This is a genomic window from Gardnerella swidsinskii, from assembly GCF_003397705.1.
Taxonomy (GTDB): domain Bacteria; phylum Actinomycetota; class Actinomycetes; order Actinomycetales; family Bifidobacteriaceae; genus Bifidobacterium; species Bifidobacterium swidsinskii.
The window spans coordinates 160,361-172,483 of the sequence record NZ_QJVB01000001.1 but is presented as its reverse complement, the minus strand read 5'-3'; the positions used below and the strand labels follow the sequence as shown (position 1 = coordinate 172,483).

14 protein-coding genes are annotated in these 12,123 nt (G+C 39.9%); all 14 read right to left on the bottom strand.

All coding sequences use genetic code 11. The annotated features are described in order from the left end of the window. Nucleotide 1: 1 nt before the first annotated feature. Nucleotides 2-703 carry an ABC transporter ATP-binding protein gene (locus tag D0T18_RS00745; protein ID WP_004105770.1) on the bottom strand — a complete coding sequence of 234 codons (702 nt, stop codon included), beginning with the start codon at nucleotides 701-703 and terminating at the stop codon, nucleotides 2-4. 109 nt (nucleotides 704-812) lie between these two features. Continuing rightward, a complete protein-coding gene (locus tag D0T18_RS00740; RefSeq protein WP_004109989.1) occupies nucleotides 813-1,433 on the bottom strand; it encodes a DUF5701 family protein in 621 nt (206 codons plus the stop codon). Between the two features lie 52 nt (nucleotides 1,434-1,485). Beyond that, nucleotides 1,486-2,553: an aspartate-semialdehyde dehydrogenase gene (locus tag D0T18_RS00735; protein WP_116440313.1), complete on the bottom strand. Its 1,068-nt coding sequence runs from the start codon at nucleotides 2,551-2,553 to the stop codon at nucleotides 1,486-1,488. 101 nt (nucleotides 2,554-2,654) lie between these two features. Further along, entirely contained in the window at nucleotides 2,655-3,224 is a 570-nt protein-coding gene (locus D0T18_RS00730) for an ACT domain-containing protein (RefSeq protein WP_004105778.1), read from the bottom strand. A 63-nt stretch (nucleotides 3,225-3,287) separates the two neighbouring features. After that, nucleotides 3,288-4,052 carry an aspartate kinase gene (locus D0T18_RS00725; RefSeq protein WP_004105780.1) on the bottom strand — a complete coding sequence of 255 codons (765 nt, stop codon included), beginning with the start codon at nucleotides 4,050-4,052 and terminating at the stop codon, nucleotides 3,288-3,290. Nucleotides 4,053-4,181: 129 nt separating this feature from the next. Beyond that, entirely contained in the window at nucleotides 4,182-4,790 is a 609-nt protein-coding gene (gene recR, locus D0T18_RS00720) for a recombination mediator RecR (protein WP_004105782.1), read from the bottom strand. A gap of 6 nt (nucleotides 4,791-4,796) precedes the next feature. Continuing rightward, the gene (dnaX, locus tag D0T18_RS00715) at nucleotides 4,797-7,202 is read right to left on the bottom strand and encodes a DNA polymerase III subunit gamma/tau (RefSeq protein ID WP_116440312.1); all 2,406 of its coding nucleotides are present in this window, start codon (nucleotides 7,200-7,202) and stop codon (nucleotides 4,797-4,799) included. A 105-nt stretch (nucleotides 7,203-7,307) separates the two neighbouring features. Next, nucleotides 7,308-7,712 carry an Rv3654c family TadE-like protein gene (locus D0T18_RS00710; RefSeq protein WP_116440311.1) on the bottom strand — a complete coding sequence of 135 codons (405 nt, stop codon included), beginning with the start codon at nucleotides 7,710-7,712 and terminating at the stop codon, nucleotides 7,308-7,310. Beyond that, nucleotides 7,709-8,089 carry a TadE/TadG family type IV pilus assembly protein gene (locus D0T18_RS00705; protein WP_102703309.1) on the bottom strand — a complete coding sequence of 127 codons (381 nt, stop codon included), beginning with the start codon at nucleotides 8,087-8,089 and terminating at the stop codon, nucleotides 7,709-7,711. The genes D0T18_RS00710 and D0T18_RS00705 overlap by 4 nt, the downstream gene beginning before the upstream one ends. A 29-nt stretch (nucleotides 8,090-8,118) precedes the next feature. Beyond that, complete coding sequence (locus tag D0T18_RS00700; RefSeq protein ID WP_033888546.1) at nucleotides 8,119-8,394, bottom strand: DUF4244 domain-containing protein; 276 nt, start codon at nucleotides 8,392-8,394, stop codon at nucleotides 8,119-8,121. A 138-nt stretch (nucleotides 8,395-8,532) separates the two neighbouring features. Continuing rightward, nucleotides 8,533-9,180: a type II secretion system F family protein gene (locus D0T18_RS00695; RefSeq protein WP_004110027.1), complete on the bottom strand. Its 648-nt coding sequence runs from the start codon at nucleotides 9,178-9,180 to the stop codon at nucleotides 8,533-8,535. A gap of 3 nt (nucleotides 9,181-9,183) precedes the next feature. Next, nucleotides 9,184-9,759: a type II secretion system F family protein gene (locus D0T18_RS00690; protein ID WP_004110029.1), complete on the bottom strand. Its 576-nt coding sequence runs from the start codon at nucleotides 9,757-9,759 to the stop codon at nucleotides 9,184-9,186. Nucleotides 9,760-9,788: 29 nt separating this feature from the next. Continuing rightward, nucleotides 9,789-10,865, bottom strand: coding sequence for a TadA family conjugal transfer-associated ATPase (locus D0T18_RS00685; RefSeq protein ID WP_004110032.1), 1,077 nt, complete (start codon nucleotides 10,863-10,865; stop codon nucleotides 9,789-9,791). Further along, nucleotides 10,852-12,027, bottom strand: a complete 1,176-nt coding sequence (locus D0T18_RS00680; protein ID WP_116440310.1) for a CpaE/TadZ family protein — start codon at nucleotides 12,025-12,027, stop codon at nucleotides 10,852-10,854. The genes D0T18_RS00685 and D0T18_RS00680 overlap by 14 nt, the downstream gene beginning before the upstream one ends. Nucleotides 12,028-12,123: the final 96 nt, after the last annotated feature.

Here is a 12,123-nt window from a genome sequence, read left to right as displayed (position 1 = left end):
ATCACCACTCAATATCGGCTATAGCCATAGGATGTTCTTGCACAGTTTCGTCTACAACTTTTCCAGAACGGAAACGAACAACTTTGTGAGCCATCGGAGCAATGGCAGCATTATGAGTAATAATCAGCACTGTCATGCCTTCAGTTCGGCAAATATCTTGCAATAATTGCAATACTGCCTTACCTGTTTCATAATCCAAGGCACCAGTAGGCTCGTCACATAACAATAATTTAGGTTTTTTAGCAAGAGCTCGCGCAATAGATACGCGTTGCTGCTCACCGCCAGAAAGTTGAGCTGGGAAATTATGTAGCCTTTCTTTCAAGCCAACATCAATAAGCGTTTGAGCAGGGTCAAAATGATCTGCACAAATTTGCGAAGCTAACTCTACATTTTCAAGAGCAGTTAAATTTGGAACTAAATTATAAAATTGAAAAACAAAACCAATGTCTTCTCTGCGGTAGCGAACCAAATTACGACCTTTTAGCTTAGTAACATCGCAATCGCCAACAACAACACGACCGCTTGTTGCAGTATCCATACCACCCAAAATATTTAATGCTGTAGTTTTTCCCGCGCCAGATGCACCTAAAATTACTGTAAGCTCACCGCTCTGTGCAGTAAAACTGGCATCATCTAAAGCTCGCACAGCACCAGAACCTGATGGGTATTCTTTCACTACATGATCAAAAGTTATATATGCCACAACACACCTTCACAATATGAGAAACTATAAAAATTCAACTTCTATTTATTTGTATTATCTACCGTTATATTTCGTACTATTTTACTAAATGAGCGCAAAATTCGCTAACTTACTTCAGCGATGACACTCCACATCTTTCCATGCAATACGCATTACCAAGCCAAGTATGACGAGAATTTGGCCAGACAGCACCTAAACGCGGAGCACATTGACTCATCCATATACTTGGCACACGCCCATCTGCGCTTTGCGAACCAAGCAAATTAAATCCATTCTTGCTTTCAAGCCAATCTGGATGTTGTGTTGCAATAGCAAGCCCTTCTTCCAGCGTAAGAGGCAAACGCTCATCAGAATCAATAAGCTTACGAGCAACATCAGGCTCTCGATTCAAATACGATGAGCCAGTATGCGGATCGACAACTATATAGAACGGACCTTCAGGAAACTCATACCCGTCTTTAGGAAGAAAACTTATGATATCTCGCGGAGGCATAGTAGTGAATCCAGCCATGCGATTAATACTCGTCCGAGAAATCAACGATTCAGGCGAAACTAATTCACGCGTAGGAATCAATAAAATATTCGCACCTAAACTACTATTTTCAAGCGCACATAATATAGGATTTGCCAACTTACGAAAAGCATTGGCACTCATATCAGCCACATCTGGATACCCAAGTGCCACTATACGATCGAGTTGCTGCTGTATTTCTTCAGATGCTATTGACATAATTCCAGTTTACGCAAAATCTTACATAATCGCGAGCGCAATATAACCATAATTAGTTTAGGAAATTACGCTTTTTAGCAATAATTTCCGCCAATTGCACAGCATTTAATGCAGCACCTTTTCGCAAATTATCGTTAGTGATAAAAAGTGCCAATCCCTTATTTCCATCTACTGCTTGATCTTTCCTAATTCTGCCAACATAACTTGCAGATTTTCCGGCTGCTAGCTGAGGAGTAGGAATATCGTTAAGTTCAACTCCTTCAGCATTGCTCAATACTTCGCGAGCCATGTCTGGAGTTACATCATGCTCAAACTCAGCGTTTACACTCATGCCGTGACCAGTGAAAACACCTACTCGCACACAAGTACATGAGGCTGCAAGATTTGGCAAATGCAAAATCTTACGGCTTTCATTGCGCAATTTTTGTTCTTCGTCAGTTTCTTCAGATCCGTCATCAACTATTGAACCAATAAAAGGCACTACATTAAAAGCAATAGTACGAGCAACTTTTGTAGGCTCAGGGAAATCTATTGCGCTACCGTCGAAAACGAGTTTATCTGCTCCTTGGTTTAATGCAGCTTGAGCCTCATTCATGAGTTGCAAAGCACCGGCTCGACCGGCACCAGAAACAGCTTGATAAGACGAAACTATTAAACGTTTTAATCCAAAAGCATCAGCAAGCGGCTTTAATACAGGCATGCAAGCCATAGTTGTGCAATTTGGATTTGCTACTATTCCTCTTGGAATAGTATCTAAATCTTCAGGGTTTACTTCCGCAACTACTAAAGGCACATCGTTATGCATACGCCATTGCGAAGAATTATCTACTACAATTGCGCCAGCTTCAGCGAATTTCGGAGCCCAAATTTTTGAAGTTCCGCCGCCTGCAGAAAAAATAGCTATGTCAATTCCGTGCAAATCTGCTTTTTCTACATCTTCTACGACTACGTCTTTGCCGCGATATTGCAAAACTGTGCCAGCAGAATGAGCGGAAGCCATAAAACGTAAATCTTTTATTGGAAAATCGCGCTCGTCAAGCACTCGACGCATTACCATACCAACTTGGCCAGTTGCGCCAAGTACTGCCACGTTCACGCCTTTTTCGTTGATAATTGTCATCGAGACTCCCCTAAAAGTAAGTACGTATAATTTCTACAGTTTTTACAATTCTACAATTTAAATAATTTAGTTAATTTATTAATTCAATAATTTAAATTGCTTCAGCGCCCGCTTCCGCCGTACACTACTGCTTCAACCTGACTTGCGTCCAAACCGTAAGCAGTATGCAAAGCACGAACAGCTTCATCAATTTGTTCAACAGGAACCATGGCAGCAATACGAATTTCCGAAGTAGAAATCATCAAAGTATTTATACCATGTTCACTTAGCGCAGTGAAGAAGGTAGCAGCTAGGCCTGAATGTGTTTTCATACCAACGCCAACAACAGCTACTTTCCCTACTACTGGAACGACATCCATAGAAGTAAATTTCAATTCATCATGCGCTTCTTCTAGAACTTTACGGACTGCTTCCATTGACGCTCCTGGAGCAGTAATAGAAATATCTGCTGTACCAGTAGAAGCACTTGCTTGTGCAATCATGTCAATATTTACATTTGCTTTTGCAAGAGTTGTAAATACTTTCGCAGCCATACCAGGAATATCTGGAATACCGCGAACCGTAATCATTGCCTCACTGCGATCATGAGCAACGCCAGAGATAACAGGAGTTTCCGGACCTAAATCAGGAAATAAATCGCCCATAGTCGAAAGAATATCGTGGTTTACCATTGTTACCGCCTTTAAGCTCGAAGATTATTTGACATTATCTATTAATATTTAGTTTTGTATTTTCTAACTCAGATTAGGCAAATCGTTCGGATTAATATTATTTGGAACTATAAGCGTTCCGTTCCTATGTGAGAATGAACTTCTAACATGAAGAGGCATACCGAAACGCTGAGCGTACTCAACACAACGCAACGCAAGCACGCGCGAACCGCAAGATGACATCTCAAGCATCGAATCATAATCGATTACAGGAATACGTTTTGCAGTTGGCACAATACGTGGGTCTGCAGTAAATACTCCATCTACATCCGTGTAAATCTCACATATATCAGCACCTAAAGCAACCGCAAGAGCTACAGCTGAAGTATCTGAACCACCTCTACCAAGAGTCGTGTCATCTCCAACTTCGTTAATTCCTTGGAACCCGGCAACAATTGCAACACTGCCTTTGCTAAGAGCTCTTCTGACACGATCAGGCTTAACCGCACGAATATGCGCAGCTCCAAACTGAGTATCTGTCATAAATCCAGCTTGAGAACCAGTAAAAGAATAAGCATGAGATCCTTGAGCATGAATAGCCATTGCAAGCAAACTCATAGAAATTCGTTCGCCTGCTGTCATAAGCATATCCATTTCGCGAGCAGGAGGATGGGTATTTACACTCATTGCTTGATCAATTAAATCGTCAGTTGTATCTCCCATCGCTGAAACTACAACAGCAACATCATTGCCTTCTGCTTTTGTAGAAAGAATGCGTTTGGCAACACGTTGTATGGAATCCGTATCCGCTACAGAAGAACCACCGTATTTCTGTACGATAAGCGCCAATTTTTACCCCTTGCTCATGTCAATATTGATAAACGCACAGGATATGCCGAATAATGGCTTCGATATCAGACTACCAACTATGCCCTATTTATTGATAATGACTTGTGCGCATAAAAACAATATTCAAAATTACACAGATTGACGACCAGAAAATGCACGACCTAAAGTGATCTCATCCGCATACTCTAAATCTCCACCAACAGGCAATCCACTTGCCAAGCGAGTAACTTTAATTCCTAGAGGATCGAGCAATCGAGCCAAATACGTAACAGTCGCTTCACCTTCTATATCAGGATCAAGCGCAAGAATAATTTCTTGAACTTTTGCATCTTTAAGACGCTCAAGTAATTGCGTAATTGCTAAGTCCCCCGGTCCAACATTTGCCATTGGGTTAATTGCACCACCAAGAACATGATAAACACCTGAATACTCATGAGTTCGCTCAATACTCATAATGTCTTTAGGTTCTTCAACTACGCAAATTTTGCTATGATCGCGCCGAGGATCTGCGCATACTATGCAAGGGCTCTGCTCACATACGTTTCCGCATACATCGCAAAAACGCACACTTTCTTTCATGTTATTAATTGCGTCTATTAGTTCTTGAACATCTTTATCCGAGGAAGAAAGTAAGTAAAACGCAATACGCTGAGCGCCTTTAGGTCCAATCCCTGGAAGCTTTGAAAATGCTTCAATTAAGCGACCAATTGCTCCATCATATGACGATGAATTATGCACTGTAAACTACTCCTCTTGCTTTTTCTTAACGCTCATAATCGCATTTTTAGGATTTTTAGGATCAGTGGAAGCAAATTCTTCAACAGATTTAACTTCAAAAATTTGTTTAAGCTCATCAGTGCTTACAGACGTTGCGGATTCTAATGAAGCATCATCCATCGAACATTCGTCAGCAGTAGCTCCATTCGTAGGAGAAACAGTAGTCTGAATTGATTCAGTAGACAATTCTGAAGTATTAGTTGCATTCTGAACTTGAGAGTGTAGTTTAGCTTGATCCAAGACACCAGAAATAGCTTCAGATTGGTTATGAGAATGCGAACTCTTCTGTATTGCAATCTCGTCATCATGATTCATAGGCTCATCTTCAATAGAAGAGTCTTTAGAAGAAGACTCTTCAGAAGAAGAGTTTTCTGGCATTGCAATCACATCCGACATAGGCATAGACGACATATCTGCCCAAACATCATCATCCGCATTCGCAACATCACTTAACTCATCCGCAGTATTTTCAGAAGCTACTGATGCTGCGGAGCCATCAGCGCCACTAAAACCCGAAGATTCTTTTTTAGTAGGATTTTTATTTATTCCGCTGCCATCAGAATCAGTTTTATTACTAAATCCAGCAGATAGGCCAGTTTTGCGTAATAAAATATCTCGCTTAACTTTGGCAAGATTTTGCGGATCCATTCGAGCAACAGATTCTACTTGTTCACCATTAGCAGCAACTGGTGCAGGAGCAATCATTACTTGCGCACCAAATACTTCATGCACTTCATTCATTACTACTTTTGGCACTTTTTGCCCATCATATGGAGAAGTAGTGCATACTGCTAGCGCAAATGCATGTTGACTCATAGGCTCATTAAAAGTCAAAATAAGACGCTGCCGACCTGATTGTACTGGAGTAAGTTGCACTGTAGGAACATACTCACGAGTTACATATTCACGTACGTCATCAGGCAATTTTGAAACTACTTTATCCCACATTGCATCAGTATCCATGGAATCATTCTTTGCATTAGCATTATGTGCATCGTTCAAAAACGCTTTTTTAGATTCCATTTCTTTTGTGCGTGGAGCAGATTGCGTTTCTGCTTTAGCAATAGGAGATGCCGTAGTTTCAGAAGGTAGCGAAGAATTTGAAGTACTATTATTCTCACTATTTGCAGAAACATATTTTTTATTGCTTGTAGAACCTACGAAATGAGCACCAGAAGATACTTTATTTTGAATATTCTGCTTAGAAGTTGAAATATTTTGTTGCTGCACGTTATTGATGCGCAAATTAGTTGCAACAGTATTTGAAGTTTCGCTGTCTGCAAGCAAACGAGCAACTAAAATTTCCAAATTCATTCGAGGAGAAATTGCACTAGCCATTGCACTTAAAGCATCATTAATTGTTTGAGCCATACGTGCTAAATCATGCAATGTCATGCTTGCAGATTGCTTATTCAATATTTCCAAATCTTCTGGAGAAACATCATTAAGTAAGCTTGAAGCCGCTTTAGGACCTGCAGATACCATAAGCAACAAATCACGAACTCTACCTAATAAATCTTCTACAAACTTACGAGTATCGTAGCCTCCAACAATAACGCGACGAACTACATCGTATATCGAAGCACCATCATGATTAATAAGATCGTCAATGAATTCGCTAATCAATGAATTAGGCGTAAAACCTAATAAAGCAACCGCAGAATCCAAAGAAATTGAACCATCAACAGCACCCACCATAAGCTGATCGAGCACAGATAACGTATCTCGCATTGATCCTGCACCAGCGCGCATAACAAGACGAAGAACTCCCGGCTGTGGCAGAATACCTTCCTTTTTGCAAATATCTTCAAGATATGGAGACATTACCTCTGGAGGCACAAGTCTGAAAGGATAATGGTGTGTACGCGAGCGAATAGTGCCAATAACTTTATCCGGCTCAGTGGTAGCAAAAATAAACATTACATGCTCAGGCGGCTCTTCTACAATCTTAAGCAAAGCGTTAAAACCTTGCTGCGTAACCATATGAGCTTCATCGAGAATGAAAATCTTATAACGGTCACGAGCAGGAGCGAAGCCAGCACGCTCACGCAACTCTCTAGCATCATCGACACCGTTATGGCTTGCAGCATCAATCTCTACAACGTCGATAGAACCGGCACCGCCAGTAGCTAAATCTTTACAGCTTTGGCACTCTCCACATGGTTGCGAAGTTGGTCCTTTTTCGCAATTAATGCAGCGAGCTAAAATTCGCGCAGAACTTGTTTTACCGCATCCACGCGGCCCAGAAAATAAATATGCATGCGTTATTTTTCCTTGGTCTAATGCTCTAGACAAAGGTATGGTAACCTGATCCTGCCCAATAACACCATCAAACGTGTCAGGACGATATCTACGATACAGTGCAAGTGCCATGTTTCCTAACCTACCGCGACCTAACTATTTCCCCGATATATCTTAGTTAAGACTATCAGCAGCCGCCACCCGACTGCTGATATTTATATTCGTTTTTGCTACTTACTACTTATTGCAATCTTCTAGTCCTGCTCTAGCAGAAACTTCCACGTTAGAAGCAAATGGAATATTTAGCCCAACAGAAACACGAACAGTTACATCATTACTAGTAGAGTTGCAAGATTTCAAAAAAACATTGCTTGAAGCAACAGTACGCGCAACAACCTCACACGCATTATCCTCCATCCTTTGCAACGCAGAAGCACCAGATAAAGCAGCAGAAGTTGCAACAGCATAAGCTTGATGTTTAGCTCCGAGAACATTACATAAAATAGCAGAAAGCACTACTATTGAGCAGACTGCGATCACTAGCATAATGCCAAGCATAGTGCCAGAACCGCAGTCAATGCCCTTACATCGCTTATGAATGAAATTTATTGAATGCTTCACAAAATTCTTGCGCCTACTCATACTAAAACCTGGCTTACATGACTTTCCACTAGAGGCGGCAAAATATGAAGAGGATCGGGAATAAGAGGACATTTAACAACAATATTCGCCATATTATTGCTACGACTTATTTTCACCGACGCTCCTTGACCTGCGACCAACTGCACAATACTTGCGGCAGCTTTATCGTCCTTATGAGTCACAAGATAATACGCAACTTGCGCAGCAGCATCATGACAATTCATAGTACATACAACTGCTCTACCTATGCCAATTAATACAAATAACAGTATTAATGCACAAGGCAAAACAATAGAAAATTCAGCAGTTACCGTCCCTCTGTCATAATCACTAATTTTGCGCAACAATCTTTTGCACACAATAACTTTCCGCATCATAAGCTCATTTCATCTGCTAAAACATGCCGTTAGCCGATTTTCAATGCTTTTTTCACTAAATCTGTCAACGTTGTGCGAACCGTATCTGATTTCAAAATAGCAACTAGCAGTGCAGCAAAACCAGTAGCAGCAATAATAACTACTGCATACTCAGCTGTTACAGCTCCAGAATCCTTATTTTTAAGACCTTCAGCGTACAGTTTTCTTTTTTGACACAAACGTGACTCAATATTCACTAATTGTTCATTTACTTGAAGCATAGACACAGCGTATCGTGCAACAAGTTTTTGCATTATCCCAACCATCATCTTGTACCTTTCACTTCAAACTATCCGAAATTTTCGGATAGAAATATTATTACAACTTGTTTTGCGAATGAAAATAAAAAAATTGCATTGTGGATAAAAGCTAATTTATTTTTCTAAAAATTTATTTTTAAAAAGCTAGCGCATAAGCGACATAACTGTTGGCAAAATTCCTATGCATATAAAAGACGGCAAAAAACATAATCCAACAGGAAGCAGCAATCGCACAGACAACTTAGAACTTTCTTGTCTAGCAATATTGGCCATATTTATCTCATAATGTTGAGCAAGTGCAGACAATACAGGAACTGGAGATGAACCATAACACCATGATTCTTTTAAAGATGTCATTAACCATCTAGCTAATATTTCTGAAGAATCTAAGTTTTTACGATTAGTAAATTTTGATTTATTTTCTAATTCAAAATTATCTTGTTTAGTATAAGTAGAAGACCATGCTTCATGCCACGTATCTCCTGCAAGTAAAGCATTGGAAACAGAGCAAAGCCACATGCCTTGACCACAAGGAAACACTTCTCCAACAGCACTAAGAGCCCTAGTAATAGCAACACCACTACGAAGTGAAACAATAATCATATGTAAACCAAGAAGAGGATCTACATATGAAACTTTGGAGTTACGCCATTCGTATTTAACTAGCATAATTTTACTGTTAAAACGCATACGATTATCTAATGAATCGCACTCTAATTTCAAACTCACCCATTGCCAAACAATTACAACAAACAATGGGATGATAAACAAAAGCTGCTTTGTGGATTCCATAAATCATCCTTCCAGCGAGGCAGCATCCATTGCATGCTGAGATATTTGCAACATAGAACTAACCCATGCCAAACCCAATCCATAACATATTCCACCTATTGTTAATAAAATCCATCCATTTACTGTTGTAATTAACATCAAAATAGGGTGCCCACCTAATAATTCACCAGCAAAAAGAGCCAAAATAGGTAGAGCAGTAAGTAGTTTTATTGTTGCTTTTGGCATTGCAGCTACGTCAGCACGTAAATCTTCTGCACGCTTCTGAGCATGATATGACGCTGCCGTAGCTTCCACACATTCTGCCATAGCACAACCAAGAGTATTACTCAATTCATATGAAGCCATAAGACTTTCAGAAACAGTATGCATATGTTTTTCAAGCTGACGACGTTGATTCTTATTCATATTGCGGTTCTTTGGAAAACAACGTTCATAAAGCCATTTATAAATAATTTTTGTATTAACTGCACTACTGCAAATACATTGTTGAGACTTAGAGTCACTGTGAACAATCATTGCAAAAGTAGAACCAGAACGTAATGCAGCAATCATTCCAGCAAGAACTTCTTCAATATCCATTTTTACGCTCCAAGCAACACAATCGACTACTAATTATTTGAACTGTCAACACATATGTTGGCCATATTTTCGGGAAGATTCCAATAATTTGAAAACTTAACCCATGCAGGCAAAAATTTCATGACAATACTGCCGTCAATTCCACAAGATAATTGCAAAACTGGAATGCCACACAGCAACGAAGCGCTAGAAGCGTATTGCAAAATACCGAGTTCTTTGATCATTCGACGCCCGTTAGAGGATCTCTCTACATGAATAACAACATCGAATGCTCCAGCAGCTAAAGCACATAAAGCTGCAGGCTCCAACCCAGCCAATAACCCTAATGCCATAAGACGAGCGGGAACTTTTTCTATTTCATCTGCATGAAGAGTTGTCATTCCACCCTTATGCCCGGAAGTAAACACTCTCAACAAATCAGCAATTTCTTCCCCACGACATTCACCAAGAATAATGCGATCCGGGCGCATTCTTAATGTTGCTTTTACTAATTGAGATAAGCCAATTTCTCCTACACCTTCTACATTAGCTTCTCGCGCACTTAACGAAACATGATTTTGTGTCAACTCGCCGAGCTCTCTAATTTCTTCAACAGATACAATACGATCTTCGCAATCAGCAGCAGCCAACAAAGCCTTCATAAGTGTGGTTTTCCCAGATCCAGTACTTCCAGTGATCATTATATTTGCTCGCTTTTTAACTAAAACGCTTAGAATACAAGACAATTCTTTTGGAAACATGCCTTGATCGCTTAAAGAAACAAGATCATAACGATTAACTGAAGGAAAACGAATTGACAATGCTGCTCCTTGAGATACAAGTGGTGCTAAAACAGCATGTATGCGAATGCCAGAAGTACTTGAAGCATCAGCAATAGGACACGCATCATCCAGTCTTTTGCCTAATTGTGCACAAAGCCATACAGCATATTCTCTTAACAAAGCAGGGTTGTTAAGCGGAACTCGAGTTGCGCGTTCCTTGAGACCTTGCCCACAATCTACCCACACACGACCGGACTCACTTACAACCATGTCTGTAACTCTTACATCATTGGCAAATTCCTGCAGAATTCCAAAATCGATATCACGAATATTATTTACGATCATATTTACCTCTTGAGTATTTCGAACGACGATATTGCGAACGACGATATTTAGTTACAGCATTTTTTGTATTTGATATAACATCTCCGATAAGCCAATTATTTATGCGTTTCATGGTTTCCTTCATTGAAGATGGCACATTTCGAATACCATATCCCCCTATAATGTCGGCGTACATGCGAGCATCGTGTTGCAAAGAACCAAGAAATGTAGTTGATAGATATTCAGAAGCTTCATCGATACTTAAAACATAAGATTTTTGCGTTAAACCACGAGGAGACAATCCAACAACAGCAAATTTATTAAACTTTACTTCAGAATCACACAAAGTATCTAATTTTTGTAGCAACGCTCTAAACCTTGCTAAATCAAGCACAGATAGCTCAACAGCAGCAAGAGTCACACTGTCAATAAATTGCGGAATATTATGGTAAGACTTCATAGCAGTCTCGCCAGAACCTATATCTACAATAACTACATCAACAGCATCAGCTAAACCTCTAATAGCAGCCTCTAAAACCCAAGGTTCAGGATACTTACCATGCCATGGAGAAAATGCTAAAACATCCACATTGTCCCAATGCAATAGCTCATTGCGTAACACATAGCCATCGCATTTACCTAAAGAAGCATCAACTTCTTGCAACCTGCGGCCTTCATCTGATTCCAAACCAAGCAGAACGTCTAAACCACCATGAGTCAAATCAGCATCTACAAGAGCAACACTATGACCTTGTTCACTTATATAGCGCGAAAGAATAGATAGCGAAGTGCTTAGCCCAATGCCATCTGCAGCAGACATTCCAACTAAAATATTTTTAGGCAACGGATCTAAAGAATCACGCGCAATAAGATTATCTTCTTCAGAATTATTAAACATGCAAGACTTATGCTTAATAGAAATATCTTGTGAGCGTTCAGTGTGTTGAAAACTCTCCACATCTTGAGAACTCTTAGGCAAAAGAGTCATAACAGTATGATCGTCAGCTATACAAGGCGTGCTTTTTACACCATTAGACGCAGATTCGTATATAGATTTATCTGCAACTTGAGGAGGATAAACATAACGTTTAACATCTCTAAATGCGCCTACAGCTTCGCCATTGTTATAATTTTTATCAATCTGCTTAACGCCAATTGATTTGTTGCTTACACTCATATTCATACTCATGCGCCTATTGAAACGCATACAGCAATGAGTTTTCAACAATATTCATGCAATGTGGTTAAAAGCTCAGGAAATATTAAGAATAAGCAAATA

What these genes read in the sequence shown, in the direction of transcription:
- D0T18_RS00685 (WP_004110032.1), bottom strand. Translation starts at nt 10,865, where the DNA reads ATGATCGTAAATAATATTCGTGATATCGATTTTGGAATTCTGCAGGAA.
- D0T18_RS00735 (WP_116440313.1), bottom strand. Translation starts at nt 2,553, where the DNA reads ATGACAATTATCAACGAAAAAGGCGTGAACGTGGCAGTACTTGGCGCA.
- D0T18_RS00690 (WP_004110029.1), bottom strand. Translation starts at nt 9,759, where the DNA reads ATGGATATTGAAGAAGTTCTTGCTGGAATGATTGCTGCATTACGTTCT.
- D0T18_RS00695 (WP_004110027.1), bottom strand. Translation starts at nt 9,180, where the DNA reads ATGGAATCCACAAAGCAGCTTTTGTTTATCATCCCATTGTTTGTTGTA.
- D0T18_RS00740 (WP_004109989.1), bottom strand. Translation starts at nt 1,433, where the DNA reads ATGTCAATAGCATCTGAAGAAATACAGCAGCAACTCGATCGTATAGTG.
- D0T18_RS00700 (WP_033888546.1), bottom strand. Translation starts at nt 8,394, where the DNA reads ATGGTTGGGATAATGCAAAAACTTGTTGCACGATACGCTGTGTCTATG.
- D0T18_RS00680 (WP_116440310.1), bottom strand. Translation starts at nt 12,027, where the DNA reads ATGAATATGAGTGTAAGCAACAAATCAATTGGCGTTAAGCAGATTGAT.
- D0T18_RS00730 (WP_004105778.1), bottom strand. Translation starts at nt 3,224, where the DNA reads ATGGTAAACCACGATATTCTTTCGACTATGGGCGATTTATTTCCTGAT.
- dnaX (WP_116440312.1), bottom strand. Translation starts at nt 7,202, where the DNA reads ATGGCACTTGCACTGTATCGTAGATATCGTCCTGACACGTTTGATGGT.
- D0T18_RS00710 (WP_116440311.1), bottom strand. Translation starts at nt 7,712, where the DNA reads ATGAGTAGGCGCAAGAATTTTGTGAAGCATTCAATAAATTTCATTCAT.
- D0T18_RS00705 (WP_102703309.1), bottom strand. Translation starts at nt 8,089, where the DNA reads ATGATGCGGAAAGTTATTGTGTGCAAAAGATTGTTGCGCAAAATTAGT.